Origin of the sequence: Burkholderia sp. BCC0398, assembly GCF_902833245.1 — a bacterium.
Taxonomy (GTDB): Bacteria; Pseudomonadota; Gammaproteobacteria; order Burkholderiales; family Burkholderiaceae; genus Burkholderia; species Burkholderia sola.
Window position 1 is genome coordinate 214,563 of record NZ_CADFEM010000008.1, and the last position, 26,895, is coordinate 241,457.

The following is a 26,895-nucleotide window of genomic DNA, read 5'->3' on the forward strand; positions in this document are numbered from 1 at the left end:
GCGGTGCGACGTCATGTCAGTCGATACGACTGCGCGCCGGTGCCCGCGAGCGTGCCGCCGTCGACGATCAGGTATTCGTTGCGGATCGGCCTGCCGTCGAACCAGCATTGCAGGATCTCCAGCGTGCCGGCCGCATAGCGCGCCTGCGCGGACAACGACGTGCCCGAGATATGCGGCGTCATTCCGTTGAACGGCATCGTGCGCCACGGGTGATCGGCGGGCGCCGGCTGCGGAAACCACACGTCGCCGCCATAGCCGGCGAGATGGCCGGACGTGAGCGCATTCACGACCGCGTCGCGGTCGACCAGCTTCGCGCGTGCGGTGTTGATCAGGTGCGCGCCGCGCTTCATCCGCGCGATCATCGCCGCGTCGAACAGGTGCTCGGTCGACGGGTACAGCGGAATCTGTAGGCTGACGATATCGACGGCGCTCGCGAGCGATGCCGCGTCGGCGTGATACGTGAGCGCGAGCGCCTGCTCGATCGACGCATCGAGCCGGTGGCGCTGCGTGTAATGCAGAGGCAGGCCGAACGGGTGCAGCCGGCGCAGCACGGCCAGACCGATGCGCCCTGCGCCGAGCGCGCCGGACACCGAGTCGACGAGTTCGCCGGGCCGGAAGCCGGGCGGGCCGGCCGGCGTCGGCGCGGTTTGGCCGTCCGCATAGCGCGTGATGACCGGCATCGCATCGCGCACGTAGCGCGGCGGATAGCCGTCGACGGGATCGGGGTAGAGCACGCACAGCACGGTGGCCATCGGGTAGCGCTCCTGTGACAGGGGGAAGGCGGCACGCGGATTGCGCGGGTCGCGCGGGCGCTCGCAGCGCGGCCGGCGTGTTGCGCCGCAACGTCGATCACGTTCTACGCCGGTCGTGGATCGCGTACAAGCTACAGTCCGCGTTTCTCGTGCGCTGCGGGGCGTCTGTACCTGTTCTTTTCAGGAGGGATGTCGATAATGGGATCGTTACCTGACTTTTCGGGAGCCACGTCATGACTGGAAGCGATGCTGCGTCCTCACCCGATCTCACGCAAGGGATCGCGCTCGACGATCTCGCCGACGGCGCGATGATCGAAGGCCATGTCGGCGATGCGGCGGTGCTGCTCGTGCGCCGCGGCGACGAACTGTTCGCGGTGGGCGCGCAATGCCCGCACTACGGCGGCCCGCTGGCCAAGGGCCTGCTGGTCGGCGACACGATTCGATGCCCGTGGCATCACGCGGCGTTCTGCCTGCGCACCGGCGAGATGGAGCGCGCACCGGCGCTCGACGGGCTGCCGTGCTGGCGCGTCGAGCGGCGCGACGGCCGCGCGGTCGTTATCGATGCGCGACCGGCGGCCGTGCCGCCCGCGCTGAAGGCGGCCGGGCTGCCGGCCTCGGTCGTGATCGTCGGCGGCGGCGCGGCCGCGATCGCGGCAGCCGTCACGCTGCGGCAGGAAGGCTATCCGCATCCGATCACGCTGCTGAGCGCCGATGCCGATCCGCCGTACGACCGGCCGAACCTGTCGAAGGATTACCTCGCGGGCACGGCTCAGGCCGACTGGCTGCCGCTGCGCGCACCGTCGTTTTATACCGAGCAGCGGATCGACGTACGCTGCAACACGCGGGTCGCGCGCATCGATCCCGCGCAGCGGGCGGTCGAGCTCGCCGACGGTAGTCGTATCGAATACGGCGCGCTGCTGCTCGCCACGGGCGCCGAGCCGAACCGGCTGAACGTGCCCGGCGCCGATCTGCCGCACGTCTGTGTGCTGCGCTCGCGCGCCGATTGCGATGCGCTGATCGCCAGGCTGAAAACGGCGCGCCGCTGCGTGGTGGTCGGCGCGAGCTTCATCGGGCTCGAAGCGGCCGCCGCGTTGCGCACGCGCGGGCTCGACGTGCAGGTGGTCGCGCCCGATCCGCATCCGATGGGCCGCGTGCTCGGCGACGCGCTCGGCGACACGATCAAGGCGCTGCACGAAGCGCACGGCGTCGTGTTCCACCTCGGCGCGACGCCCGCGCGGATCGGACCGGACAGCGTGACGCTGTCGAACGGCGACGTGCTGCCGGCCGACGTCGTGCTGGTCGGCATCGGCGTGCATCCGAACGTCGCGCTCGCGCAGGACGCGGGGCTCGCCGTCGAGCGCGGCGTGACGGTCGACCGCTTCCTGCAGACGAGCGCGCCCGGCATCTACGCGGCCGGCGACATCGCGCGCTGGCCCGATCCGCTGACGGGCGAGCGGATTCGCGTCGAGCACTGGGTCGTCGCCGAACGGCAGGGCATCGTCGCCGCGCGCAACATGCTCGGCCAGCAGCGGCCGTTCGACGCGGTGCCGTTTTTCTGGAGCCAGCATTACGACCTGACGCTCCGCTATGTCGGGCATGCGGAGCAATGGGATCGCGTCGAGATCGACGGCGACCTCGGCGCGCACGATTGCTCGATCGCATACTGGCGCGGCAACACGCGGCGCGCGGTCGTGACGATCGCCCGCGATCTCGACAGCCTGAAGGCCGAAGCGGCGCTCGAGCGGCAGATCGTGCCCGCCTGAAAGCAGCATGACGACCCCCACCGAACCTTGAAGGGAGACGAGATGAACCCCGACGTCCGTGCACGTTTCGAAACCGAGTTCGCGCCGCGCTGGCCGAACTCGGCACGTTGCGCGACCGGCACGTCGTCGCGCTCGCGGGTGTCGTGATCGTCGCCTGCTCGACCGACGGACAGTTGCGCACGCATGCAGTCGACCCGGGCCGCGTGTCGTCCGGCGTGCTGCTCGACAATGTGGTCGCGCACATCGAATCGTCGCTCGACGCGTGGCGCGAACGGCCGGTTGACGATGCGCTGACCGACCGCGTCGCGCGCAAGGCGCGTCCCGGCACGGTGTCGCTCGGGCTGGCCGCGACGCAGGTCGACATCTACGCGCTGAGCGCGGCGCTCGCGCCGCTGGGCGGCGAAGTGGCCGACACGACGCTGTCGGTCGACGACGAACTGAAGCTCGTCGAAGCGATCTCGAACGCACGCGACGACAACGACGGCAACAGCGGCAACGACCCGCCGACGAACTGACGCGCCGGCACGGTCTTTCCCCGAAATCGCCGCGCTTCCCGCCCGCGCATCCCCGCGCACCGCGCGCGCTGCACAGGCGCACCCCTTGCTCGATCGGCTCGACGGTCACATTCACCGTTTCCGCTTTCGACAAGGAGGGCCTGACATGAAAGCAGTCGTATTTCACGGCATCGGCGACATTCGCATCGACACGGTGCCCGATCCGGAAGTCTCCGCGCCGACCGACGCGGTCGTGCGCCTGACCGCCAGCGCGATCTGCGGCACCGATCTGCACATGGTGCGCGGCACGCTCGGCGGGATGAAGCCCGGCACGATCCTGGGCCACGAAGGCGTCGGCATCGTCGAGGCGGTCGGGCGCGACGTACGCAACCTGCGGCGCGGCGATCGCGTGCTGATTCCGTCGACGATCGCGTGCGGCAGCTGCGCGTACTGCCGCGCCGGCTACACAGCGCAATGCGACGTCGCGAACCCCGGCGGCCCGCGCGCGGGCACTTCGTTCTTCGGCGGGCCGGCGGAAACGGGCCCGTTCGACGGGCTGCAGGCCGAATACGCGCGCACGCCGCTTGCGCATGCGAGCCTGATCCGGCTGCCCGATGCGATCGACGACGATCGCGCGATCCTGATGTCGGACATCTTCCCCACCGGCTATTTCGGCGCGCAGCTCGCGGAAGTGAAGCCGGGCGATACGGTCGCCGTGTTCGGCGCGGGGCCGGTCGGGCAGTTCGCGATCGCGAGCGCGAAGCTGATGGGCGCCGGGCGCGTGATCGCGGTCGACCGCATCGCGTCGCGGCTCGAGATGGCGTGCGCGCAGGGCGCCGAGATCGTCGATTTTTCCGAGGACGATCCGGTCGACACGATATTGCGGCTGACGGGCGGGATCGGCGTCGATCGCGTGATCGACGCGGTGGGCGTCGATGCGATGCGCGCGACGCACGGGCCGGCCGCGGCCGATCGCGACGCCGCGCGCGCGTTCGATGCGGAAGTCGACGCGATCGCGCCGCACCGCAAGCCGGACGGCCGCAACTGGGTGCCGGGCGACGGGCCGTCGCAGGTGCTGCAATGGGCGGTGCGCGCGGTCGCGAAGGCCGGCACGATCTCGGTGATCGGCGTGTATCCGCAGGCGGCGCGCGTGTTTCCGATCGGCGAGGCGATGAACCGGAACCTCACGATCAAGATGGGCAACTGCAATCACCGGACGGTGACGCCGCCGCTCGTCGAGCTGGTGCGCAGCGGCGCGTTCGATCCGCTGTCGGTGCTCACGCGCAGCGAGCCGCTGACGAACGCGATCGATGCGTATCGCGCGTTCGACGTGCGCGAGCCCGGCTGGATGAAAGTGAAGCTGACGCCGTGACGACACGAACCGAAACGATGCAAACCGAAACCGGGAGAACTGCGATGAGCGATCAATACGACAACTGCATGGCCGCGTGCGACGCGTGCGCGCACGCGTGCGACACCTGTGCGGCCGCCTGCCTCGCGGAGCGCGACGTGCACGCGCTGGCCGGCTGCATCGCGCTCGACATCGAATGCGCGCAGCTGTGCCGCTTCGCGTCGGGCGCGATGGCGCGCCGCAGCGGGCTCGCACCGCGCATTTGCGCGCTGTGCGCACACGCGTGCGACTTGTGCGCGGCCGAGTGTTCGCGGCATGCGCACGAGCATTGCCGCCGCTGCGCGCTCGCGTGCGAGGCGTGCGCGGCGATGTGCCGCGCGATGGCCTGAGTACGGGCGCTTACGGCGTGTCCTGAACCTGGCGCGCGACGCGCTGCAGCAGCGCGTCGAGGACGGCCATCTCGACGGGCTTCACGAGATGGTCGTCGAAGCCCGCGCGTTCGGTGCGCGCGAGGTCGGACGCGCGCGCATGGCCGGACAGCGCGACGCAGGTCGTGTCGCGCAGCGCGTCGATCGCGCGCAGTTCCTGCAGCAGCGTGAAGCCGTCGACGTCCGGCATCGTCAGGTCGAGCAGCATCAGGTGCGGCGCGTAGTCGCGCGCGAGGGCCAGCGCGTCGGCCGCGTTGTACGCGACGCGCGGCGCATGCCCTTTCATTTGCAGCAGCACCGCGAGCGTATCGGCCGAATCGCGGTTGTCGTCGACGACGACGATGCGCAGCGGCGCGTCGGCCGGCGGTTCGAGCGCGGCTGGCGCGGGCGGTGCGGAAGGGGCGTTGCGGGTCGTTTGCGCGATCGGCAGCCATATCGTGAACGTTGCGCCGTGGCCGGGCCCGTCGCTTTCCGCGACGATCCGCCCGCCGTGCAGTTCGACGAACGACCGGCAGATCGCGAGCCCGAGCCCGAACCCGTCGGACGGGGAGCGACCCGATGCGCCTTCCTGCTGGAACAGGTCGAAGATCGTTTCGAGCGCGCCCGGTGCGATGCCAACGCCGTGATCGACGACGCGGATCGCAACGGACGGCCCCTCGATCCGCGCGCCGACGTCGATCCGGCCGCCGTGCGGCGAGAATTTCGACGCGTTGTCGAGCAGGTTGTGCAGCACCTGGACGAGCCGTGCGTCGTCGCCGTGCAGGACCACGGAATCGGTCGGCAGGTCGACGCGGATCCACTGCCCGCGCGCGGCCAGCTTCGGCTGGATGCTTTCGACGCCGCGGCACACGATGTCGCGCACGGTGATGGGGCGCGCGTCGAGTTCGACCTTGCCGGCCGTGATCCGCCCGACGTCGAGCAGATCGTCGACGAGCCGCGTCAGTTGCCCGACCTGGCGATGCACGGCGTCGCGACACTGCACGAGCGCGGGCGCGGGATCGGGCAGGCTCTGCAGCACGCCGACCGAATTGCGCAGCGGCGCCAGATGATTGCGCAGCTCGTGCGCGAGCATCGCGATGAACACGCTGAGTCGATGCGTCGACGCTTCGAGCTCCTCGAGCCGCTTGCGCTCGGTCATGTCGCGCGTGATCTTGATGAAGCCGCACAGCTGGTGTGTCGCGTCGTGCACCGGCGTGATCGTCACGCTCGCCCAGAACTGCGTGCCGTCCTTGCGCACGCGCCAGCCTTCGTCCTCGAAGTGGCCGTGCGCGGCGGCCAGCGCGAGCCCGTGCGCCGGCCGGCCGGCCGCGATCGCGTCGGACGGATAGAACAGCGAGAAATGGTGGCCGACGATCTCGGCGGCGGCGTAACCCTTGATGCGCTGGGCGCCGGCGTTCCACGTCGCGACATTGCCGTGCGGGTCGAGCATGAATACCGCGTAGTCGGTGATCGACTCCACCACGGTCTGAAACCGGAATTCGGCGAAGCGGTGCAGCAGGTCGCGCGCGTCGGGCGAACCGGGCGGCGGCGGATGCGGTTGGAGATCGGCGTCGTCTTTCTTCATCGGAGCGGCAAGTTGAACATACGGGCGGCCGCAGGTCGCCGGCCCGCTGCCGGGCGCGCCGGCGGCGGCCATACGGAGCGAATTGGCACGTCCGAAAGCATAAAGGAACTCGATTCAGCTGATCAATGGGTGCGCATGGGCCGTGCCGTCCGCAGGGCCCGCCGTCCGCGCCGGGCGCGGCATGCCGATTGCACGCCGGGACGGTCCGCCTGCCGCGCGGCGGCAAGCCAGGCAAGGAGATCGACATGAACAGCACGCTGAATCCCGATAACGAACCGGCCGGCCCGGACGACGACAACGCCAGCCGCGGTCGCGACGGCAGGGCGCTCGGCCCGAGCGACTCGTCCGACAGCGGCAGCGACACGGCGGGCGCGCGGCGCCATCCGTTCGACGTCGATTCGCCGCTGGACGACCACGCGCTCGAACGCGGCGACGCGGCGCTCGACAGCGATACGGACCGCGCGGGGACCGGCGAGCGCGCGTCGGCGGACGGCGATTCGACGCTCGAGGAGGGCGCCGATATCGAGCCGGACCGCACCGAGCGGCTGAGCGAACCCGGCCGCACGGACGACCCGGACGACCCGGACGAATCCGGCGCCGCGCGGTGACGCCCGGCACGCAAAAACTGCAATCGCGTTGCAGATTGGGGCGCCTGACGGCTTCCCGGCACTGCGGCGCGCAACCGTCGCGGCCCGGCCACGGCGCCGGCACGCGATTTGCATTCACCCGACCGACGCGCGCCGCGACGCGGCACGGTGCCGTGTGCGGCGTAGGCGATCAAGGAGAGACACGATGCAACGACGATATCCCGGACGGTCCGGCGAGCGCGGCGGCCCGCCCGACTGGCACGAGCGCAACGAACGCGCGTACCGGGGCGCCGGCGAGCGCGGCATCCCGGACGACCCGGCCCGATGGCCGGAAGAAGATGACGAATCGGCTTACCGCCGCTTCGCGAGCGAGGACGTGGGCCCGGAAGACTGGGGCAGCGAATGGACCGAGCGCGCCGCGCGGCCGGTCGACCAGCGGCGCGGCGCAGGCGACCCGGACTGGCCGGGCGGCGCGCGCCAGCCGGCGCGCGACGCCGAGCGCGGCTACGGCGAACCGGGTCGCCGTGCGGAGGGTCGCGAAGGCCGGTACGGCGGCGAGCGCCCCGAATTTCGCAGCCCGCACCGGATGCGCGCATCCGGCGGCGAGCGCGACATAGGCGACCCGCGCTACGGCGGCAGCGCCCCCGATCTGTCGCGCTTCGGCAGGGACACCGAACGCGACGCACTGCGCCATCGCCGCGGGCCGAAAGGCTATACGCGCTCGGACGAACGGATTCGCGAGGACGTCTGCGAGCGGCTCGCGCACGCGCTCGAGATCGACGTGAGCGACGTCGCCGTGCAGGTGAAGGAAGGTCGCGTCGAGCTGGACGGCACGGTGCCGGCGCGCTGGATGAAGCACGACATCGAGGATCTGGCCGACGGCTGCCTGGGCGTGCGCGACGTCGAGAATCGCGTGCGCGTGCGCCGCGACGACGAACACGATACGGGCATGGTGCTGCATCCGGACCAGCGGACCGTCACGCCGACCCAGCCTGCCGCACGCGACCCCGAACCGGGCACCGTGGTGGGCGGCCGCGAGCGCGAACCGCGCCATTGAGCCCCGTGCGTGAGACGCCGCGCCCCCGACCGCGAGTAATGCGTGCATGACGACCGGAATCGACGAAACGCCCGTCAACGAACGTGATGCGGCGGCAGGCCGCGACCCGCGCGACCACCGCCATCGCCGCCACCGCCACGACAGGCGCGGCCTGCGCGTCCGGATCGCGGTCGAACTGTGGCGCGCGATCTGGCATTACCGCGCACGCGTGCTCGCGGCGATCGTGCTGCTGGTGCTCGCGAAAGCGGCGGCCGTGTCGGTGCCGCTGCTGCTCAAGGACATCGTCGACGGCTTCGGTCGCGCGGCCGGCCAGCCGATGGCGTGGCCGGTGCTGCTGCTGTTCGCGTACGCGGTCGTGCGCTTCGCGTCGAACGCGCTGAACGAAGTCCGCGACATGACCTTCGTGCAGGTCACGCAGCATACGGTCGCGTCGTTTACCGTGCGCACGTTCGGCCATCTGCATCGCCTCGGCGCGCGCTTTCATGCGCAGCGCGAGACGGGTGCCGTCGTGCGCGACCTCGAGAAAGGCACGGCCGGCATCGGCTACCTGCTCGGCGTCGCGGTGTTCACGATCGTGCCGACGGCGATCGAGATCGGCTCGGTGCTCGTGATCGTGATCGGCAAGTACGGCGGCGGCTTCACCGCGATCATCCTCGTCACGTTTGCCGTCTACGCGGCGTATACGGTGGTGTTCACGCGCCGGCGCATGCGTTACCAGCGGCGCGTGAACGCATTGGAGGCCGAGTCGAATTCGCGCGTGGTCGACAGCCTGCTGAACGTCGATACGGTCAAGTACTTCGCGCGCGAGGACGTCGAGCGCAACCGGCTCGATCGCGTGCTCGACGCATGGCGCGAGGCCGGCGTCGACAACCAGTACGCGCTGTCGACGCTGCATATCGGGCAGAGCGCGTGCATCGGCGCGGGAATCGCGGCGGTGATGCTGCTCGCCGGGCAGCAGGTCGCGCGCGGCGCGATGACGATCGGCGATCTCGTACTGATCAACGCGTACATCATCCAGATCAGCCTGCCGCTGAATGCGCTCGGCTTCGTGTTCCGCGAGGCGAACGACGCGATGACGAACATCGAGCGGCTGTTCGGGCTGCTCGATGCGCGCGGCAAGCCCGGCGAGGACGGCGATGCGCCCGGCGCGCAGCCGCTCGTCGTGCGCGGCGGCGCGATCGAGTTCGAGCATGTCGACTTCGGCTACGAGCCGAGCCGGCAGATCCTGTTCGACGTGTCGTTCCGCATCGAGCCCGGGCAGACGATCGCCGTGGTCGGCGGCAGCGGCTCGGGCAAGTCGACGCTCGCGCGGCTGCTGTTCCGGCTGTACCAGCCCGACGCGGGCACGATCCGGATCGACGGCCAGGATTTACGGCTCGTTACCGAGCGCAGCCTGCGCGACGCGCTCGGCATCGTCCCGCAGGACACCATCCTGTTCAACGACACGCTCGCGTACAACATCGCGTACGGCAAGCGCGACGCGACCCGCGGCGAGGTGATCGCGGCCGCGCGCGGCGCGCAGCTCGACGCGTTCATCGAGCGGCTGCCCGATGCGTACGACACGCGCGTCGGCGAGCGCGGCGTGCGGCTGTCGGGCGGCGAGCGGCAGCGGGTCGCGATCGCGCGCGCATTGCTGAAGGCGCCGCCGATCGTCGTGTTCGACGAGGCGACGTCGGCGCTCGACACGCGCTCGGAGCGCGCGATCCAGCAGGAGCTGATGCGCGTCGCGCAGCATCGCACGAGCCTCATCATCGCGCACCGGCTGTCGACGATCGTCGATGCCGACCGCATCCTCGTGATGGAGTACGGCCGGCTCGTCGAGCAGGGCACCCACGACGATCTGCTGGAAAGCGGCGGCGTGTATGCGCAGATGTGGTCGCTGCAGGCGAAGCAGCGCGAACTGGAACGCACGGAGGCGAAGTTCGCGCGGCAGCCGGTGCGGATCAACCCGCTCGTGTCGCAGGTGCTCGATTCGCTGGCGGAGGCGGCCGCGCTGCGCGGCGTGCCGGTGTTCCGCCATGTGTCGGACGAGGATCTCGTCGTCAACGCCGATCCGGCCGCGCTGCGGCGCTTCGTGTGGGAACTGTGTCGCGGCGCGATCGAAGCGAGCAGCGGCGGGCAGCTCGAGGTGCGCACCGCGCGCCACGACCCCGAAGCGCGGATCACGATCGCGTGCGCGGGCGTCGACGCCACCGAACTGTCGCTGATCGATCTCGAACGATTGCAGGACGCGATCGAGGAGGCCGGCGGCTACGTCGTGCGCGAACGCGACGATACTGGCGTGACGCTGCACCTGTCGCTGCCGATGTACGCGGTGGCGCCGGCGTCGATGCAGCCCGACGGCGCGTTGCCGCATCCGGAGGCCGGCAAGGCGGCCACGGCGAAGCCGCTCGACGGGCTGCGCATCGCGTGCGTGGACGACCACGACGAGGCGCGCGAGGCCCTCACCGCGCTCTTGAAGGTGGCCGGCGCCGACGTGCACGCGTATGCGTCGGGCCAGGCGCTGCTGGACGACCTGTGGCGCGCGCGCCGGGCCGACTGGCCGGCGCTGCTCGTCTGCGACATCGATCTCGGCGACGACGAGGAGGACGGCTACGCGGTGATGGCGCGCGTGCGCCAGCTCGATGCCGCGCGCGACCGCGACGGCCGTGCGCCGCTCGAAGCGCTGGCGTTGTCCGGCCATGCGCGCGATCGCGACCGCACGCGTGCGGTCGAAGCCGGTTTCCATGCGTACCTGACCAAGCCCGCGGTAGCGGCCGACCTGATCGCGGCGTTGCGTGCGCTCGCGTTTTCCTCCGGAGAAATCCATGCCGAACCTTCTGAATCCGACGACACCCGAAGCCCTGAACGCACGTCGCGGCGGTAGCGCGTTCGCGGACCGCCAGGCCGCGGTGGCGGCCGTCGAGCTGCTGCTGCCGACCCTGTCCGCCGCGCTGCAGAGCGATTTCGTCGGCGACAGCGGTTGCCTGCACATCGTGATCATGGACCCGGCGCTCGGGCCGCACGATGCGGCGTTCGAGGACGCGATCCTGTATGAGTTTTCGCTGCCCGACCCGAAGGACTGGGACGCCGACTATCGCGCGTATGCACGGGCCAAGGCGCGGCTGTCGTGGGAAACGGGCCGCGACGGCCACGTCGTGCAGGCGCTGGAGCCGTACCGGCTGCGCGCGGGCGACACGAACCTGTGGGGCGGCGTCGCGCTCGGCGGCATCGTGGTCGGCGTGTCGGGCGCGCAGCCGTGGTTCGACGAGGCGTTCGCGGGCTGCATCGCGCATTGCCTGCGCGCGCTCGCGAAGCACCGCGCGCAGGCCACGCCCGACGGGCTCGCGATCTGAGGGGGCCGCCCAGGTGGGGCCGCCCAGGTGGGGCCGCCCAGGTGGGGCCGCCTAGGTGGGGCCGCCCAGGCGCGGCCGCCCGGGCCGGTTTTTACAGCAGGTTATAAAAAAGCCAGCGAGCGTGTGCCTCCGGCCCGATGCGGCGCGGGCCCGCGTAGGCCGGCACGGTTTTAGCTGTACCTCCTGCACGGACGGTTGTCGCGACAAGTGTCGCCGTCAGCCGGATTGCTTTCCGACATCGACAGGAGGTGCAGGTGAACGCGACTCACGATCCAGCCAAACCGCCGCTCGCCGGCCGGACCGCACTCGTGACCGGGGGCGGCCGCGGTCTCGGCGAAGCCATTTGCGAAGAGTTGGCGCAGCACGGCGCGCATGTGGTCGTCGCCGATCTCGACGGGGACCGCGCGGCAGCCGTCGCGCAGCGGCTCGAACGGCACGGCGGGCAGGCGGTGGGCCGGCCGCTCGACGTGCGCGACGAAGCATCGGTGCTGCAGGTCGTGCACGATGCGCGCGAATCGCTCGGCGACCTCGACGTGATCGTCAACAACGCGGCGATCGACGTGACCGCGCCGATCGACGACGTGAGCGTCGACGCGTGGCAGCAGGTGCTGATGACGAACCTGTTCGGCCCGTACCTGATGTGTCACGCGGCCGTGCCGATGATGAAGGCGCGCGGCGACGGCCATATCGTGAACATCGCGTCGACCGCGTCCAAGCGTGCGTGGCCGAACGCGTCCGCGTATCACGCGACGAAGTGGGGGCTGCTCGGCCTGTCGCACGCGCTGCATGCCGAGCTGCGGCCGAGCGGCGTGCGCGTGTCGGCGATCGTCGCGGGCGGGATGCGCACGCCGTTCCTGCTCGACCGTTTTCCCGACATCGACGAGGACACGCTGCAGCCGCCGGAGCACGTTGCGGCCGCCGTGCGTTTCGTGCTGATGCAGCCGCCGGGCACCGTGGTGCCGGAGCTGATGGTGCTGCCGATGAAGGAGACGTCATGGCCCTGAAGCGCGAACGCCGGCTGCCCGGCGCGGTGCTGCTCGACAAGGACGGCACGCTGCTCGACGACGTGCCGTACAACGTCGATCCCGCGCGCATGCGCCTCGCGCCGGGCGCTGCGCGCGCGCTGCGCACGCTCGGCGCGACCGGGATGCCGCTGGCGGTCGTGTCGAACCAGCCGGGCGTCGCGCTCGGCCGCTTTACCGAACACGAGCTTGGCGCGGTCCGCCAGCGCCTCGCCGAATTGTTCGAAGCGAACGGCGCGACGCTGGCGGATTTTTTTTACTGCCCGCATCACCCGAGGGGCAGCGTGCCGCGCTACACCTGCGACTGCATCTGCCGCAAGCCGCGCCCCGGCATGCTGCGCCGCGCGCTGGCCGCGCTCGGCGCCGCGCCCGAATGGAGCTGGATGATCGGCGACATCCTCGACGACGTCGAGGCCGGCCGCACCGCGCGCTGCGGCACGATCCTGGTCGACTGCGGCAACGAGACCGAGTGGCGGCTCAACGCCGCGCGCACGCCGCATCACGTCGTCGATCGCATCGACCTCGCCGCCGACATCGTCGTGCGCGAAGCCGCGCGTCGGCACGGCTCGTGGGTGCGGCAATGAGCACGGCCTGGAGCCGCGCCCGCCGCATCCTGTGCGTGCGGCTCGACAGCATCGGCGACGTGCTGATGACCACGCCCGCGCTGCGCGCGCTGAAGGAGAGCGGCGCCGATCGCCAGCTGACGCTGCTGACGTCGCGCACGGGCGCCGCGCTCGCGCGGCATCTGCCGATGGTCGACGACGTGTGGAGCTACGACGCGCCATGGGTCAAGCATCCCGACGTGCGCGGCGATCCGGTGGCCGATCTCGACATGATCGACCGGCTGCTGGCGGGCCGTTTCGACGCGGCCGTGATCTTCACCGTCTACAGCCAGAATCCGCTGCCCGCCGCGATGATGTGCTGGCTCGCCGGCATCCCGCTGCGGCTCGCGCATTGCCGCGAGAACCCGTATGAATTGCTGACCGACCGCGTGCCGGAAACCGAGCCGGCATCGCACGTGCGCCACGAGGTCGCGCGCCAGCTCGCGCTGGTGCGTGCCGTCGGCGCGAAGACGGCGGACTGGCGGATGGCGTTCGAGCCGGGCGACGCGGCGCGGCGTGCGGTGCATGCGCGCCTGCAGGCCGCGTTGCAGCGCTTCGGCGGTGCACGGCGGCCGGCGGCGGAGCGCCCGCGTTGGCTCGTCGTCCATCCGGGCGCGACCGCCGCGTCGCGGCGCTGGCCGGCCGAGCGTTTCGGCGAAGCGGCCGCCGCGGTCGCGCCGCTGTTCGACGGCATCGCGGTGACGGGCAGCGCGGACGAACGCGCGCTGGTCGACGCGGTGTGCGAACGGGCGGGCTCGCGCGCGGTGCCGCTCGCGGGCGTGCTGCCGCTCGGCGAACTCGGCGCGCTGATCGAGACGGCCGACCTGCTGCTGTCGAACAACAGCGGCCCCGTGCATCTCGCGGCCGCGCTCGGCACGCCGGTGGTCGACCTGTATGCATTGACCAATCCGCAGCACATGCCGTGGCGTGTGCCGCACCGTGTGCTGAACGTCGACGTGCCGTGCCGCAACTGCTATCGCAGCGTGTGCAACCAGCCCGGCCATCCGTGCCTGCGCGGCGTGAGCGTCGACGACGTCGCCGCCGCCGTGCACGCGTTGCTGCGGGGCAGCGCGCGCCATGCGCAACGCACGGCCGCGCGGGCTGCCGCGCACGACGACGAGCCGGTCGCGGCGCACGCATCGAACGTGATTCCGTTCGCGCACGTCATCACGAGGAACTGACGCATGCCTGATCCGATCCATACGCTCGGCATCAACGCCGCCTTCCACGACAGCGCCGCGTGCATCGTGCGCGACGGCGTCGTGATCGCGGCGGCCGAGGACGAACGCTTCACGCACGTGAAGCATGCGAAGCGCCCGGTGCCGTTCTCGACCTGGGAGCTGCCTTTCCACGCGATCGACTATTGCCTCGCGGAAGCGGGCATCACGCTCGCGGACGTCGACCACGTCGCGTATTCGTACGACCCGTGGTTCGAACTCGACCGCGAAGGCACGGCGCCGGCGCTGACCCTGCCGCTGTCGCCGTCCGCGCATGCGCCGCGCGAGGACGGCGCGTCGCCGTGGCATCCGCTGTTCCTGTCGTCGATCGTCAACGCGCCGCGCCAGCTCGCGGGCGGCGTGCCGCATCATCTGCAGCGGCGCTTTCGCGGCGTCACGCACGACGGGCCGTTCCGCTGGCATTTCATCGAGCACCATCTCGCGCACGAGGCGAGCGCGTTTCTCGCCGCGCCGTTCGAACGCTGCGCGGTGATGACGATGGACGGGCGCGGCGAACGGGCGACGACGAGCTACGGCGTGTTCGACGGCCGATCGTACCGGCGGCTCGGGCAGGTCAATCTGCCGCATTCGCTCGGGCTGCTGTACGAGCGCTTGACCCGCTATCTCGGCTTCCTGCACTCGTCCGACGAATACAAGGTGATGGCGCTCGCGTCGTACGGCAAGCCGGTGTTCGCCGACGAGATGCGCAAGCTCGTGCAGTATCGCGGCGAAGGGCGCTACGACGTGCGCGACGCGGATCTCGCGGCACTGTTCGGCCCGCCGCGCGAACGCGGCGGCCCGATCGAGCCGCATCACTGCGACATCGCGCACGCGCTGCAACGGGTGCTCGAGGAGACGACGCTGCAGGCGGTCGCCTGGCTCGCCGCCGAGACCGGCGAGCGGCAGCTCGCGATGGCGGGCGGCGTCGCGCTGAACTGCGTGATGAACGCGAAGATCCGCGATCGCGGCCCGTTCGACGACGTGTGGGTGCAGCCGGCCGCCGGCGACGCGGGCACCGCGCTCGGCGCCGCGCTATGGACCGACTTCCGGATGCGCGGCGCGCGCGGCGGCTGGCGGATGGATCATGCGTACCTGGGGCCGGCCTACGACGACGACGCGATCGAGGCGTTCCTGAAGGAAGCGCAGCTGCCGTACCGGCGGCTCGCCGACGTCGCCGCGCAGACGGCCGCGCTGCTCGCGGCGAACCGCGTGATCGGCTGGTTCCAGGGGCGCATGGAGTTCGGCCCGCGCGCGCTCGGCGCACGGTCGATCCTCGCGTCGCCGATCGATCCGGACATGCAGCGCAAGCTGAACCGGATCAAGGATCGCGAGGATTTCCGGCCGGTCGCGCCGGTCGTGCTCGAGGATCGCGCGCATCACTGGTTCAGCGGCGGCCGGCGCACGCCGCTGCGCGCGCCGTTCATGCTGTTCGTGTACGACGTCCTGCCCGAGCGCGCCGAGAAAATTCCGGCCGTGCGCCACATCGACGGCACCGCGCGCGTGCAGACCGTCGACGCGACGCAGCATCCGCTGCTGCATGCGCTGTTGACCGAGTTCGACGCGCTCACCGGCGTGCCGGTGCTCGTCAACACGTCGTTCAACACGCGCGGCGAACCGATCGTGTGCTCGCCGCGCGACGCGATCGAATGCTTCTGGACGTCGCCGCTCGACGCGCTCGTGATCGGCCCGTTCCTGCTGGAGAAGCCGTGATGAACATGCGCGACACGCAGCTGCCGCCGGTGGTGTCGGTCGTCGTGCCGACCTACCGGCGGCCCGATCTGCTCGAACGCTGCCTCGACGCGCTGTGCGTGCAGGTGTTCGACCCGACCACCTACGAGATCGTCGTCGTGGACGACGACCCGGCCGGCAATGCGCGCGCCGTCGTCGATGCGTGCCGCGCGCGCGTGACCGACGTGCCGGTGATCCGCTACATGACCGCGCCCGACACGCAAGGCCCGGCCGGCGCACGCAACGTCGGCTGGCGCAGCGCGGGCGGCGCGCTGATCGCGTTCACCGACGACGACACGATCCCCGATCCGGACTGGTTGCGCAACGGCGCGGCCGCGCTGCAGGCCGCGCCGTCGGCGGCGGCCGCCGCCGGCCGGATCGACGTGCCGTTGCGCCCGCGCCCGACCGACTACGAACGCGACGCGGCGGGGCTCGCGCATGCGGAATTCGCAACCGCCAACTGCTTCGTGCGGCGCGCGGCGCTCGAACGCATCGGCGGCTTCGACGAACGCTTCACGCGCGCGTGGCGCGAGGACGCCGACCTGATGTTCGCGCTGCGCGAGCATGCGGGGCCGATCGTCGACGCCGACGCCGCGCGCATCGTGCATCCGGTGCGCCCCGCGCGCTGGGGATCGAGCATCGGCGCGCAGTCGAAGGTGTATTTCGATGCGCTGTTGTACAAGAAGCACCGCGCGACGTACCGGCGTCATATCCGGCCCGTGCCGCCGTGGCATTACTACGCGGCCGTGCTCGCCGCGCTCGGCGCGATCGGCTGTTTCGCCGCTGGCTGGCCGGCGCCGGCCATCGTGTGCGTCGCGGTGTGGGCCGCGATTACCGCGGGGTTCTGCGCGAAACGGTTGCGCGGCACGCAGCTCACGGCGTCGCACGTGGCAGAGATGATCGTTACCTCCATCGCGATTCCGCCCGTGTCGCTGTACTGGCGCATGCGCGGCGCGCTTCACTTCCGGGTGTTTTTCCTTTGACGCCCTCATCTCCCTAAAGGGAGAGGATTCCCACACCTGGCGATGCACGTCCGCATCGGAGAATGTTCAACGCAGCGTTGGTATCTCGATCATGTTCGACACCACAGTCACTACAGGCCCACTCTCTTATTCGCAGTCCCGCGATACCTTTCGGCCGCGTCGTGCTGTCTTTCGACCCGCACGCCGAACAGGACTGGGTCGAACCGCTTTCGTCCACTTCCTCGAACGTGGCCCCGTGCGCGATCGCTTTGTAGCGGAGCTTGTTTCGGAAAGACGACCAGGATGCGTCGTAGACGCTCTTCGCCATCCTGGTTCTGGCGAGCGTCGCGGCCGACACGTTGCCGACCGCGATGTAATCGAAACGCCGCACCAGATCGAGCGCGAGCTTGTGTTGGAAATCGGCACGCGCATTCGCGACCTTGGCGTGCAGCTTCGCGATATGCCGCTTGTGCTTTCGCGCCCGTTGCGCTTTCGCGAGTTTCTCGGCCGCGCATCGACCGAACCGGTCGTTAGGCAGCTTCTCGCCGGTCGAAAGTGTGGCGAAGTCTTTCAGGCCGAGATCGATGCCCACACCGGAACGGATCGGGCGAGCCTGAACATCCGGCATCTCGATCGCTATGTTCAAGAACCAGTTGCCGCGTGCATCCTGCGCAAAGTTGGTCCCGTCCTTGATCTTGCCTTCGGGAAGCGGTCGACTGTTGAACACGCGAAAGGTGTTGCCGGCAAAGCGGAACGCTTCGCCCTCGCGCTTCAGGTCTCGGCCCTTCAGCGGCACCCAGCCGAGCGACTTCCTGCCGCGATAGCGCAGGTACGACCGACGGTGCTGACTGCGCGACTTCGCGTACTGCTCGCACGTCGCGTTGACCGTGCCGGAGTGAATACCGAGTTCCTTGCTGCTCCCCGTCGTCAGCACGTTCAGGTCGAATCCCGTCGGCCACTTCTTGCCCCACTTCAGCGCGTGCTTCTGCGTGTCATTGCAGAAGTTCCAGACGTAGTTCACCGCACGGCTCTGCTTGTTGAGCAGTCCGTTGAGCGACTTCACCCGGTAGCGATAGACAAGAATCATGCAGGTGATCCTAACCCGTGGAAGAAGCTGCCTGTCAACAGCATGCCTTTCCTCTCCGTCCTGAAGGACGGGGTTTCTCGGAGCAACTGATGAAGCTCGATCCCAGCGTCGATTCCGACGGCTCGCGCGGCCCGAAGCGGATCGCGGTATTCCGCGCTTTGCAGCTCGGCGACATGCTGTGCGCGGTGCCCGCGCTGCGCGCGCTGCGGCGCGGCGAACCCGATGCGCGCATCACGCTGATCGGCCTGCCGTGGGCGCGCGAGTTCGCGTCGCGATTTTCCGATTACATCGACAGCTTCATCGCGTTCCCGGGCGCGCCGGGCCTCGCCGAGCAGCCCGAACCCGACGCGGCCACGCGCGAAGCGTTCATCGCCGAATGCCGCGCGCGCGACTTCGATCTCGCGATCCAGCTGCACGGCAGCGGCGTGCACACGAACGCGATCGTCGCGTCGCTCGGCGCGACGCGCACGGCCGGCTTCGTGCCGGCCGACGGCGGCACGACCACGCTCGACTGCGCGCTGGTCTGGCGCGACGACGAACCGGAGGTGGCGCGCTATCTGGCGCTCACGCGCAAGCTCGGCTATGCGGACTGGGGCGACTACCTCGAATTTCCGCTCGGCGGCCTCGACTACGCGCTGTGGCACGTGCTCTGCGACGAACATGCGCTCGATCCCGGCCGCTACGTGATCGTTCATCCCGGCGCGCGGATGGCGTCGCGGCGCTGGCCCGTCGAACGCTTCGCGCTCGCCGCGCGGCAGCTCGCGGACGACGGCTGGCAGATCGTGCTGACCGGCACGCGCGCGGAACTGGGGCTCGCGAGCGCGTTCGCCGAGCACCTCGGGCGGCCGTGCGTGAACCTGTGCGGCCGCACGCCGCTCGGCGCGCTGGCCGCGCTGATCGCCCGCGCGCGGCTGCTGTTGTGCAACGACACGGGCGTATCGCATGTCGCGGCGGCGCTCGGCACGCCGAGCATCGTCGTCGCGTGCGGCAGCGATACGGCCCGCTGGGCGCCGCTCGACGCCGAACGTCATCGCGTGCTCGCGAACTACCCGGCGTGCCGGCCGTGCATGTTCGATACCTGCCCGTACGGGCACGAGTGCGCGACCGCGATCGGCGTCGGCGACGTGATGGACCGGGCGGGCGAACTGCTCGCGGAGGAGAGACGTCATGTCTGTTAAGCGGTTGCGCGTGCTGACCTGGCACGTGCATGGCAATTATCTGTATTACCTGTCGCAGGCGCCGCACGATTTCTACATCGTGACGAAGCCGCAGCATCCGCCCGGCTATGCGGGCCGCGTCGGCCACCTGCCGTGGGGCGACAACGTGCACGAGGTGCCGGCCGAGTGCGTGCGCGACACCGAATTCGACTGCGTGCTGTATCAGCACGTGAAGCACTACCAGCACGACCGCCTGCGGCTGCTGAGCGAAGCGCAGCGCGCGCTGCCGACGCTGTTTGTCGAGCACGATCCGCCGCGCGAGCATCCGACCGACACGCTGCATCCGGTGCAGGACCCGAACGTGTTGCTGGTGCACGTGACGCCGTTCAACGCGCTGATGTGGGACAACGGCGTGACGCCGACGCGCGTGATCGAGCACGGCGTGCTGGTGCCGGAAGGCGTCGAGTATCGCGGCACGCTGCCGAAGGGCGTGGCCGTCGTGAACAACCTCGCGCGCCGCGGCCGGCGCCTCGGCGCGGACCTGTTCGAGGTCGTGCGGCACAGCGTGCCGATCGACCTGGTCGGGATGGGCTCGACCGAACTCGGCGGGATCGGCGAAGTGCCGAACCCGGCGCTGCCGCAGTTCCTGTCGCACTACCGGTTCTTCTTCAATCCGATTCGCTACACGAGCCTCGGGCTCGCGGTGATCGAGGCGATGATGATCGGGCTGCCGATCGTCGCGCTCGCGACGACCGAGATGGCGCAACTCGTGAAGACCGGCAGCAACGGCGTGGCCGATACGCGGCCGGCCGTGCTGATCGACGCGATGCGGACGCTGATCCGCGATCAGGAACTCGCGCGCGAGTGGGGCGCGGCGGCCAAACGCGACGCGTGCGAGCGATTCGGCATCGAGCGCTTCGCGCGCGACTGGGACGCCGCGCTGCGGGACGTGACGGCGTGACGGCGGCGGCTTGGGCCGCCGCGCTCACGGAGGCGGCGCGGGCGGCGAGCTCGGCGTGCTGTTGCCGTTCGACGCAGTCGCCGCCGCCGGCGCGTTGCCGCTGGCCGCATTGCGCTCGCTTTCGGGCAGCAGCGCGAGGCGGTTGTACAGCGTTTTCAGGCTGATGCCGAGCGCTTTCGCGGTGCGCGGCTTGTCGCCGTTGAAATGCCGCAGCGACGCGACGATGAAGCGCTGCTGCGTATGCGCGAGCGTCGTGCCGATATGCAGCGTCATCGCGTTGTGACGCACTTCCTCGCGCGGCGGCGGGCGGCGCGGCAATTGCAGTTCGATCTGCTCGTCGGCGAGGATGAACGCGCGCTCCAGCGCATTGCGCAGTTCGCGCACGTTGCCGGGCCACGTGTAGGCGCGCAGCGCCTTCATCGCCTGCGTCGACAGGCGCTTCCTCGTGCGGTGCCGCGCGTTCAGCCGTTCGACGATCTGCAGCGCGATGTCGCCGACGTCGTCCTCGCGCTGCCTGAGCGCGGGCACGTGCAGCGCGATCGGCGCGATCCGGTAGAACAGGTCTTCGCGCAGCGTGTCGTTGCGCATGGCCTCGACCGGATCGTGATGCGTGGCCGCGACGATCCGCACGTCGAGCGGAATCGCGTCGTGGCCGCCCACGCGCACGATCGTGTTGGTTTCGAGCGTGCGCAGCAGCTTGACCTGCAATTCGAGGGGCATCTCGGCGATTTCGTCGAGAAACAGCGTGCCGCCGCGCGCGGCTTCGAACATGCCCACATGTTGTGCAACGGCGCCCGTGAAGCTGCCTTTTTCGTGACCGAACAAATGCGACTCCGCGATGTCTTTCGGAATCGCGCCGCAATTGACGGGCACGAACGGGCCGCGCCGGCGCGGGCTCATATCGTGAATGAGGCGGGCGACGATATCCTTGCCCGCTCCGCTTTCGCCAACCACCAGCACACTCACGCGGGTGGCGGCGACGCGCGACACTTTCAGTAGCAGATCCTGAATGGTTCTCGAACGGCCGAACAGTCGCGTGCCGTCATCGTCGGATTTCGACATGGAGTATGACCGGTTGGGAAGTTTTGACCGAATGGGTGGTGACCAGGTAAAAAGTGACGTGGCATACGTCGTTTTTTACGTATTCAGGATACCTTTTATATAGCTTCACCGACATTGAATCTGGCAATGCGGTTTGCGCAGACAGATAGATTTATTCGATGAACGACGAATGCGCGACACCATTCTTCTATACTGCTAAGCACGCGTTTTCAGTGCAGGGCAGCTTGTCTGTCCGTTCGTGTGCAGCGTTGAAGATGCCGTCGAGGCCTTTGTGACGTGCATGACGCTGCACGTGTCGCGGTACCGGCCGACGCATGTGCCGGGCCGCATTAACAGGAGCCTCGATGCCTTACGTCCTGATCGTCGAAGACGACGCCGACACGCGAACGATGCTCGCCACGCTCGCACGCACGCAGCAGTTGACGTGCGATACGGCCGCGACGCTTGAAGAAGCGCGCACGCTCGTCTCGACGCATACCCCCGATCTCGTGCTGTGCGACCTCGTGCTGCCCGACGGCAACGGGATGGATCTGTTCGACGCGCTGCCCAAGCGCGCGCATTGCGAAATGGTGTTGACCACCGGCCACGCGAGCCTCGAAACCGCGATCGATGCGTTGCGGCGCGGCGCGACCGACTATCTGGTGAAACCGCTGAACATGCAGCGGCTGAACAGCATCTTCGCGCGCGTGCCGCGCACGAGCGCGCTGCACGAGGAAATCGCGGAGCTGCGTTCGGAGCTGCAGCGCCTCGGCCGCTTCGGCCGCATGCTCGGCAGCTCGCCCGCGATGCAGGCCGTGTACGACGCGATCGGTCGCGTCGCGCGTACCGAAGCGTCGGTGCTGCTCACCGGCGAATCGGGCACCGGCAAGGAGCTCGCCGCGCAGACGGTGCACGACCTCAGCCTGCGCCGCCGCGGGCCGTTCCTCGCGGTCAACTGCGGCGCGATCGCCGCGAACCTGGTCGAGAGCGAGATGTTCGGCCACGACCGCGGCAGCTTCACCGGCGCGGAACGCCAGCACAAGGGCTTCTTCGAACGCGCGGACGGCGGCACGCTGTTTCTCGACGAAATCACCGAAATGCCGGTCGAATCGCAGGTCAAGCTGCTGCGCGTGCTGGAAACCGGGCGCGTCACGCGGCTCGGCTCGACGCGCGAGATCGACGTCGACGTTCGCATCGTCGCCGCGACGAACCGCGACCCGGAAGCCGCGATGGCCGACGGCAAGCTGCGGCCCGACCTGTTCCACCGGATCAACGTGTTCCCGATCCCGCTGCCGTCGCTGCGCGAACGCGGCGACGACATCCCGATGCTCGCCGATGCGTTCCTGCAGCGCTACAACGAGGAGAGCGGCCGCAATCTGCGCTTCTCGCCAGCCGCGCGCGAAGCGCTGAAAACCTACGAATGGCCCGGCAACGTGCGCGAGCTGCGCAACTTCGTGCAGCGCGCGAGCATCTTCACCGATGCCGACGTGATCGACACGCTGCCGCCGCCGATCATGGACGAACTGTCGAGCATGGTCGATTCGCACGAGGATCGCGTGACGGTGCCGTTCGGCACGCCGCTCGAGGAAGTCGATCGCAAGCTGATCCTCGGCACGATCGCGCAATGCGGCGGCGTGAAGGCGCAGGCGGCCGAGGTGCTCGACGTCAGCCTGAAGACGATCTACAACCGGCTCGCGCAACTGGAAGACGAAGCGGAAAAGCCCGATTCCTGATGCCGCTACGCTCGCGTTCATGTTTCGGTTCCGGCCTCGCGGCGCGGGTCGCGCTCGAGGCGGCGACGCATGCGTTCGACGTGCGGCGGGATCGCGCGTCGTTCGCGCAGGATCCACGGCAGCCCGGCGAACGTGCGCACGATCGCGCGTTCACGGCGCAGCAGCGGCAGCATGCGCACCGTATGCAGGCACGCGGCGGCGGCCGGCCATCTGAGCCACGCGGTCCACACCGCGTTGCGGGCGGCGGTGCGCTCGCGCGTGGGCCGGTCGCGCTGCGTCGACGGGTAGTGATGGACGGTGAGGCGCTGCGCATACACGAGCCAGTGCCCCGCGCGAGTCAGGTCGAGCGCGAGCAGCGCTTCCTCGCCGCCGAGAAAGTAGCGCGGGTGGTAGCCGCCCGCGTGCACGAACGCGTCGCGCCGGAACGCGGTCGCGCCGGCCAGCAGCCCGAGAATCGGCCTGCCCGGCAGCGCGACGGGCGCGTCGAGCGGGCTGTCGGCCATCAGTCGGCAGGTCGGGTCTTCGCGCTCGCCGGGGCCGACCAGCACGCGCGCGGTGACGGCCGCGACGTGCGGATACGCGTCGAGCAGGTTCGCGGCTTCGGCGATCGAGCCGGGCGCCCACCACGTGTCGTCGTCGCAGAACGCGACGTAGCGCGTGCGGGCGACGTCGACGCCGAGATTGCGGCCGGCCGCGCCGAGGTTGCCCGGCGCATGCACGAGCGCGACATACGGAAAGCGCTCGCGGATCAGCATGGCCGTCTCGGCGTCGGCTCCGTTGTCGACGACGACGATCGCCGGCCGGTCCGGCAGCGCGCAAAGGTGGTCGAGCGTGCGTGCGAGTTCGGCGGTGCGTCGGCAGGTCAGCACGACGGCCGTCACGCGCGGCTCGGCCGGCGGCAGCGCGGCGCGCGCGGGCGTTACACGGACGGGACGTCGCATTCGAGTCGCCAGATCGTTTCGGGTTCGCGGAGCGCGGCGCGCATATGAGGCTCGAGCAGCGTCACCTGGCTGGCATACGCATCGACGGCGGCGGCTTTCGCGGCGACGCCGTCCGTCTTGCTGCCGGCCGGCGCGGCGACCGGATGCGCGATCCAGCCGCGTTCGCGCCAGCCGCTCACGCGCGTGGCCATCAGCCTTTCGATGCGGCGATAGGGCACGTCCTCGTAGAAGCGCCAGATGTGCGACGCATCGTCGTCACGCAGCAGCCACAGCATGGCTTCCTGCACCTGCAGATGATCGCGGTGGAACAGGCCGGCCGGCGCGAGCACGCCGAAGCCGGGGTGCGCGTCGATCACGTCGGCCACGCGCGCCGCGATCGCGGTCGACGTGGCCGGCACGCCGTACTGATCGTCGAGGAAGTCGAGCCACACGGGGCGTGCGTCGAGCAGCGCGAGCGCGCGGCGGTCTTCGTCGCGGCGCGCGCGCATGGCTTCGTCGGCGTGGCGAAACCCCGCGCGGCGATCCCACGGCGGCGCGGGCGTGCCGGGCGGCGGCACCCCCGCAAAGACCGTGACGACGATCGAGCCGGGCGCCTGCGCGAGCAGTTGCCCGCAACTGAAGACGGCATCGTCGAGATGCGGCGAGACGACGAGCCAGCGTGTCGGATCGGGCATGGCGTGAAGATCTCCATCGTGAGCGGCTGGGCCGCCGGTGCGCATCGGCCAACATGCGGGTCAGCATGTGTCGTGCCCACTCGCGGCGCCCCCGCCGGCCGCCGTCGACTGTCCGCACAGGAGCATGTCCAATGATCGAAATTGCACGGCCGCAGGCCGGAAATTACGCAACGGCCGTGATGCTGGTCGCGATCGCGACCGTGCTGCAGACGCTCGCGATCCGGTTCGGCGGCGTGAATCTGCCGTTCGTGCTGTATTACCCGCTGCTCGCCGGCGCCGCATGGGCGACGTCGTTCGTGTTCGGCATCGTGTCGACGGTGGTCAGCGGGCTGCTCGTCTGGACGCTGTTCCTGTCCGACCCGGCCGCCTATACGGCGCCGCTGCCCGACCGGCTCGTGCAACTGGGCACGTTCATGCTGATCGGCGCGCTGGTATGCGCGGTCGCGTCGCTGCTGCATCACACGCGGCTCACGAACGATCGCGCGCGCCGACGCGAGGCGTCTGCGCGCCGGCAGCTCGAAGCCGTGCTGCGCGCGCTGCCGCACGGCGTGATCGCGACCGATCCGAACGGGCGGCTCACCTATGTCAACGCGGCCGCGGCCGAACTCGTCGGCTGCCGGCCGGACGATGCGATCGGCCGGCCCGTGCGCGACGTGCTGCGGCTCGTCGATCGCGAAGGCCGCCGCGTGCAGACCACGCCGCTCGACCACGCGCTGGGCGGCGCCGACGCGACGTCCGACCGGCACTGGCTGCAGGCCGGCAGCGGCGATCCGGTGCCGATCGTCGCGGTCGCGTCGCCGATCGGCGATGGGGACGGCAACGTCGACGGCGCGGTGCTGCTGCTGCGCGAGGCCGGTGCGGAGCGCGCGCGCGTCGACGCGTCGCGGCTTCAGCATGCGGTCGTCGATGCGTTGCCGGACGCGATCGTCGGGATCGACGCGAGCGGCCGCATCGCCAGCTGGAACGCGGCGGCGCAACGGATCTTCGGTTACGACGAGGACGACGCGCGCGGCCGCCGGTTCGACACGCTGATCGCGCGGCGCTGGTTGCGGCTCAACCCGCTCGTCGAGTCGTTCGACACGATGCAGGAGCCGATCGGGCCGCTCGAACTGTTGTGCGTGCGACGCGACGGCCGACGTTTTCGGGCGACGGTATCGGCATGCCCGGTGCACGGCGATGCGCGGGCGTGGGTCGCGCTGTCGCTGACGCTGCGCGAAACCGGTGCGCAGCGCCGCCGCGACCTGCGGGCGCAGCGTTCGTTGCAGGGTGCGCGCGACGAGCGCGACCAGGCCGACACGTCGAACCGGCTGAAGGACGAGCTGCTGGCCACGGTATCGCACGAACTGCGCACGCCGCTGAACGTGATCTACGGGTGGATCGAGGTGCTGCGCAACACGGGCGACCACGCGTTGCAGCATCAGGCGATCGACGCGATCGATCGCAGCGCGCGCTCGCTCACGCGGATGGTCGGCGACATCCTCGACGCGTCGTCGCTCGCGACCGGCAAGCTGCGGCTCGATGCGACGCCGGTCGACGTCGTGCGGCTGTTCTCCGACCAGGTGGGCACGTTCCAGACCGCCGCGTCGTCGGCCGGCATCCTGCTCGAATTCGACTGCGACGCGTCCGCGTGCATCGTGTCCGGCGACGCCGAGCGGTTGCGCCAGATGCTGTCGAACCTCATCTCGAATGCATTGAAATTCACGCCGACCGGCGGCAGCGTGACGGTCGCGCTCGCACGCGACGACAAGCATGCGGTGTTGACCGTCGTCGATACGGGGCAGGGCATCGCGACGGAATTCGCGCCGTACGTGTTCGACATGTTCCGCCGCGCGGACGATTCGCCCGCGTCGCCGCGGCGAGGGCTCGGCCTCGGCCTGTCGATCGTGCGGCACATCGCGGAGCTGCACGGCGGCCGCGTGAGCGTCGCGAGCGCGGGCCGCGATCGCGGCACGACGTTCACGGTGACGCTGCCGGCCGGCTGGCAGCCGGGCGGTGCGATGGCGTGGAGCATCGCGCAGGCCGGCGGCCGGCGCGACGCGCTCGTGCTCGACACGCACCGCATCCTGATCGTCGACGACGATGCGACCACGCGGGCGAGCCTCACGGCCGCGCTGACCACGTTCGGCGCGGCCGTCGCGATCGCGTCGTCCGGCCGCGAGGCGATCGCGATGATGGCCGATATCCGCCCGACGGTCGTCCTGTCCGATCTCGCGATGCCCGACGGCGACGGCTTCTGGCTGCTGGACGCATTGCGGCGCGGCGCGCTGAACGGCGACGGCGGCCCGCCCGACGTGCGCGTGCTGGCCGTCACCGCGCACGCGGGCCTCGCCGACGAACGCCGTGCGCTGGAGGCCGGTTTCGACGGCTACCTGTGCAAGCCGGTCGACGTGCGCGAACTGGCGTACAAGATCGCGCACGTGACGAAACGCGACGGCTGAC

General features: G+C 70.1%; 23 protein-coding genes. 17 read left to right on the plus strand and 6 right to left on the minus strand.

Annotation, left to right across the window (positions count from 1 at the left end; genetic code table 11):
- Positions 1–11: 11 nt before the first annotated feature.
- Complete coding sequence (locus tag HWX76_RS19265; protein ID WP_176016187.1) at positions 12–752, minus strand: NAD(P)-dependent oxidoreductase; 741 nt, start codon at positions 750–752, stop codon at positions 12–14.
- Positions 753–985: 233 nt separating this feature from the next.
- On the opposite strand from HWX76_RS19265, the gene HWX76_RS19270 reads away from it, so the two are divergent.
- The 4 genes from HWX76_RS19270 to HWX76_RS19285 all read left to right on the plus strand — a co-directional run bounded on the left by HWX76_RS19270 (position 986) and on the right by HWX76_RS19285 (position 4,749).
- Positions 986–2,515 carry an FAD-dependent oxidoreductase gene (locus tag HWX76_RS19270; RefSeq protein WP_176016188.1) on the plus strand — a complete coding sequence of 510 codons (1,530 nt, stop codon included), beginning with the start codon at positions 986–988 and terminating at the stop codon, positions 2,513–2,515.
- Positions 2,516–2,622: 107 nt separating this feature from the next.
- Positions 2,623–3,030, plus strand: coding sequence for a DUF1269 domain-containing protein (locus tag HWX76_RS19275; protein WP_235356218.1), 408 nt, complete (start codon positions 2,623–2,625; stop codon positions 3,028–3,030).
- A 145-nt stretch (positions 3,031–3,175) separates the two neighbouring features.
- Positions 3,176–4,381 carry a zinc-dependent alcohol dehydrogenase gene (locus tag HWX76_RS19280; RefSeq protein WP_050014013.1) on the plus strand — a complete coding sequence of 402 codons (1,206 nt, stop codon included), beginning with the start codon at positions 3,176–3,178 and terminating at the stop codon, positions 4,379–4,381.
- 44 nt (positions 4,382–4,425) lie between these two features.
- Positions 4,426–4,749 (plus strand): four-helix bundle copper-binding protein, encoded by a 324-nt coding sequence (locus HWX76_RS19285; protein WP_175975264.1) that lies wholly within the window; start codon positions 4,426–4,428, stop codon positions 4,747–4,749.
- Between the two features lie 10 nt (positions 4,750–4,759).
- Here HWX76_RS19285 and HWX76_RS19290 read toward each other — a convergent pair whose 3' ends face one another.
- Positions 4,760–6,352 (minus strand): ATP-binding protein, encoded by a 1,593-nt coding sequence (locus tag HWX76_RS19290; protein ID WP_124653543.1) that lies wholly within the window; start codon positions 6,350–6,352, stop codon positions 4,760–4,762.
- A gap of 245 nt (positions 6,353–6,597) precedes the next feature.
- Here HWX76_RS19290 and HWX76_RS19295 point away from each other — a divergent pair, with 245 nt between their 5' ends.
- The 9 genes from HWX76_RS19295 (at position 6,598) to HWX76_RS19335 (ending at position 16,883) form a co-directional block, all read left to right on the plus strand.
- Positions 6,598–6,960, plus strand: coding sequence for a chemotaxis protein (locus HWX76_RS19295; protein WP_176016189.1), 363 nt, complete (start codon positions 6,598–6,600; stop codon positions 6,958–6,960).
- A gap of 184 nt (positions 6,961–7,144) precedes the next feature.
- The gene (locus HWX76_RS19300) at positions 7,145–7,996 is read left to right on the plus strand and encodes a BON domain-containing protein (protein WP_050014011.1); all 852 of its coding nucleotides are present in this window, start codon (positions 7,145–7,147) and stop codon (positions 7,994–7,996) included.
- A 46-nt stretch (positions 7,997–8,042) separates the two neighbouring features.
- Positions 8,043–10,862: an ABC transporter transmembrane domain-containing protein gene (locus tag HWX76_RS19305; RefSeq protein WP_244137989.1), complete on the plus strand. Its 2,820-nt coding sequence runs from the start codon at positions 8,043–8,045 to the stop codon at positions 10,860–10,862.
- A complete protein-coding gene (locus tag HWX76_RS19310; RefSeq protein ID WP_034196537.1) occupies positions 10,804–11,331 on the plus strand; it encodes a hypothetical protein in 528 nt (175 codons plus the stop codon). Before HWX76_RS19305 ends, HWX76_RS19310 begins: the two co-directional genes overlap by 59 nt.
- A 254-nt stretch (positions 11,332–11,585) precedes the next feature.
- On the plus strand, positions 11,586–12,335 hold the full coding sequence (locus HWX76_RS19315) for an SDR family oxidoreductase (RefSeq protein ID WP_089490470.1): 750 nt from the start codon (positions 11,586–11,588) through the stop codon (positions 12,333–12,335).
- Entirely contained in the window at positions 12,326–12,937 is a 612-nt protein-coding gene (locus HWX76_RS19320) for an HAD-IIIA family hydrolase (RefSeq protein WP_050014010.1), read from the plus strand. Before HWX76_RS19315 ends, HWX76_RS19320 begins: the two co-directional genes overlap by 10 nt.
- A complete protein-coding gene (locus HWX76_RS19325) occupies positions 12,934–14,136 on the plus strand; it encodes a glycosyltransferase family 9 protein (protein WP_089490471.1) in 1,203 nt (400 codons plus the stop codon). The genes HWX76_RS19320 and HWX76_RS19325 overlap by 4 nt, the downstream gene beginning before the upstream one ends.
- A 3-nt stretch (positions 14,137–14,139) precedes the next feature.
- Positions 14,140–15,882 carry a carbamoyltransferase C-terminal domain-containing protein gene (locus HWX76_RS19330; protein ID WP_089490323.1) on the plus strand — a complete coding sequence of 581 codons (1,743 nt, stop codon included), beginning with the start codon at positions 14,140–14,142 and terminating at the stop codon, positions 15,880–15,882.
- The gene (locus HWX76_RS19335) at positions 15,882–16,883 is read left to right on the plus strand and encodes a glycosyltransferase (RefSeq protein ID WP_176016190.1); all 1,002 of its coding nucleotides are present in this window, start codon (positions 15,882–15,884) and stop codon (positions 16,881–16,883) included. Before HWX76_RS19330 ends, HWX76_RS19335 begins: the two co-directional genes overlap by 1 nt.
- 13 nt (positions 16,884–16,896) lie before the next feature.
- Here HWX76_RS19335 and HWX76_RS19340 read toward each other — a convergent pair whose 3' ends face one another.
- Positions 16,897–17,949 (minus strand): RNA-guided endonuclease TnpB family protein, encoded by a 1,053-nt coding sequence (locus HWX76_RS19340; RefSeq protein ID WP_176016191.1) that lies wholly within the window; start codon positions 17,947–17,949, stop codon positions 16,897–16,899.
- Positions 17,950–18,038: 89 nt separating this feature from the next.
- Here HWX76_RS19340 and HWX76_RS19345 point away from each other — a divergent pair, with 89 nt between their 5' ends.
- Both HWX76_RS19345 and HWX76_RS19350 read left to right on the plus strand, forming a co-directional pair.
- Positions 18,039–19,127: a glycosyltransferase family 9 protein gene (locus HWX76_RS19345; protein ID WP_176016250.1), complete on the plus strand. Its 1,089-nt coding sequence runs from the start codon at positions 18,039–18,041 to the stop codon at positions 19,125–19,127.
- Positions 19,117–20,067 carry a glycosyltransferase family 4 protein gene (locus HWX76_RS19350; RefSeq protein WP_050014005.1) on the plus strand — a complete coding sequence of 317 codons (951 nt, stop codon included), beginning with the start codon at positions 19,117–19,119 and terminating at the stop codon, positions 20,065–20,067. The genes HWX76_RS19345 and HWX76_RS19350 overlap by 11 nt, the downstream gene beginning before the upstream one ends.
- 24 nt (positions 20,068–20,091) lie before the next feature.
- Here HWX76_RS19350 and HWX76_RS19355 read toward each other — a convergent pair whose 3' ends face one another.
- Entirely contained in the window at positions 20,092–21,129 is a 1,038-nt protein-coding gene (locus HWX76_RS19355; RefSeq protein WP_176016192.1) for a sigma-54 dependent transcriptional regulator, read from the minus strand.
- A gap of 344 nt (positions 21,130–21,473) precedes the next feature.
- Between HWX76_RS19355 and HWX76_RS19360 the strand changes: the two genes are divergently transcribed.
- Positions 21,474–22,841, plus strand: coding sequence for a sigma-54 dependent transcriptional regulator (locus tag HWX76_RS19360; RefSeq protein WP_050014003.1), 1,368 nt, complete (start codon positions 21,474–21,476; stop codon positions 22,839–22,841).
- A gap of 17 nt (positions 22,842–22,858) precedes the next feature.
- On the opposite strand, the gene HWX76_RS19365 is transcribed toward HWX76_RS19360, so the two are convergent.
- Positions 22,859–23,782, minus strand: a complete 924-nt coding sequence (locus HWX76_RS19365; protein ID WP_176016193.1) for a glycosyltransferase — start codon at positions 23,780–23,782, stop codon at positions 22,859–22,861.
- Positions 23,761–24,456, minus strand: coding sequence for a PIG-L family deacetylase (locus tag HWX76_RS19370; RefSeq protein ID WP_050014001.1), 696 nt, complete (start codon positions 24,454–24,456; stop codon positions 23,761–23,763). Before HWX76_RS19370 ends, HWX76_RS19365 begins: the two co-directional genes overlap by 22 nt.
- 131 nt (positions 24,457–24,587) lie before the next feature.
- Between HWX76_RS19370 and HWX76_RS19375 the strand changes: the two genes are divergently transcribed.
- On the plus strand, positions 24,588–26,894 hold the full coding sequence (locus tag HWX76_RS19375) for an ATP-binding protein (RefSeq protein ID WP_176016194.1): 2,307 nt from the start codon (positions 24,588–24,590) through the stop codon (positions 26,892–26,894).
- The last annotated feature ends 1 nt before the right edge of the window (position 26,895 follow it).